Origin of the sequence: Segeticoccus rhizosphaerae (genome assembly GCF_005222685.1) — a bacterium.
Taxonomy (GTDB): domain Bacteria; phylum Actinomycetota; class Actinomycetes; order Actinomycetales; family Dermatophilaceae; genus Segeticoccus; species Segeticoccus rhizosphaerae.
Window position 1 is genome coordinate 1 of the sequence record NZ_SWMA01000093.1, and the last position, 1,434, is coordinate 1,434.

Consider the following 1,434-nt stretch of genomic DNA (forward strand, 5'->3'; position numbering starts at 1 on the left):
CTGCGTAGTTTTGTCGGTGGCGAGTATGTTGACGCCGAGTCGGGTGTGACCAGTGATGTGGTGAGTCCGGTGACGGCGCGGGTGGTGGCGAGGGCGCCGGTGTCGTCGGCGGCCGATGTGGATCGGGCGTATCGGGCGGCGGGTGAGGGTTTTGCGGTGTGGGGTCGGGTGACGCCGGGGGAGCGGCAGGCGGCGTTGTTGAAGTTTGCGGATGCGTTGGAGGCGCGGTCGGGCGAGTTGGTGCGGTTGGAGGCGGAGAACACTGGTAAGCCGTTGGCGTTGACCGCGTCGGAGGAGATCCCGCCGATGTTGGATCAGTTGCGGTTTTTTGCGGGGGCGGCGCGGGTGTTGGAGGGGCGTGCGGCGGGGGAGTATCTGGCGGGTCATACGTCGTGGATTCGGCGGGAGCCGATTGGGGTGGTGGGGCAGGTGACGCCGTGGAACTACCCGATGATGATGGCGATGTGGAAGATCGCGCCGGCGTTGGCGGCGGGGAACGCGATCGTGCTCAAGCCGAGTGATACGACGCCGGAGACGACGTTGTTGATGGCCGAGATCGCGTCGGAGTTCTTGCCGGCGGGTACGTTCAATGTGGTGACTGGTGACCGGGACACGGGGCGGGCGTTGGTGGAGCATCCGGTGCCGGCGTTGGTGGCGATCACCGGGTCGGTGCGGGCCGGGGTGCAGGTGGCGCAGAGCGCGGCGACGGATCTGAAGCGGGTGCATCTGGAGTTGGGTGGGAAGGCGCCGGTGGTGGTGTTCGACGACGCGGACCTGGAGGCGGCGGTGGAGGGGATCGCGACGGCGGGGTATTTCAACGCGGGGCAGGACTGTACGGCGGCGACCCGGGTGTTGGCCGGGCCGGGGATCCATGATGATTTCGTGGCGGCGTTGTCGGAGTTCGCCAGGGCGCAGGCGAAGGTGGGGTTGCCCGAGGATGCGGACGCGTTGTTGGGGCCGGTGAACAACGCGACCCAGTTGGAGCGGGTGCAGGGTTTCTTGTCCCGGTTGCCGGACCACGCGTCGGTGGGTGCCGGTGGGCATCGGGCGGCGGGTCTGGGGGAGGGGTATTTCCTGGAGCCGACGGTGGTGTCGGGGTTGCGGCAGGAGGATGAGGCGGTCCAGGACGAGATCTTCGGTCCGGTGATCACGGTGCAGCAGTTCTCCGATGAGGCGCAGGCGATCGGGTGGGCCAACGGGGTGCAGTACGGGCTGGCTTCCAGTGTGTGGACCAGGGACTTCGGGCGGGCGATGCGGATGTCCAAGGCGCTGGACTTCGGCTGTGTGTGGATCAACACGCACATCCCGGTGGTGGCCGAGATGCCGCACGGCGGGTTCAAGCACTCCGGCTACGGCAAGGACCTGTCCATGTACGGCTTCGAGGACTACACCCGGATCAAGCACGTCATGGCCAACATCGAGTCCTGACATGGT

The 1,434-nt window shown here is 67.1% G+C and carries 1 protein-coding gene; it reads left to right on the top strand.

Translation table 11 applies throughout. The annotated features are described in order from the left end of the window. The coding region (locus tag FCN22_RS21430; protein WP_202911739.1) for a gamma-aminobutyraldehyde dehydrogenase at nucleotides 1–1,428 on the top strand (1,428 nt) is incomplete at its 5' end. Between the last annotated feature and the right edge of the window lie 6 nt (nucleotides 1,429–1,434).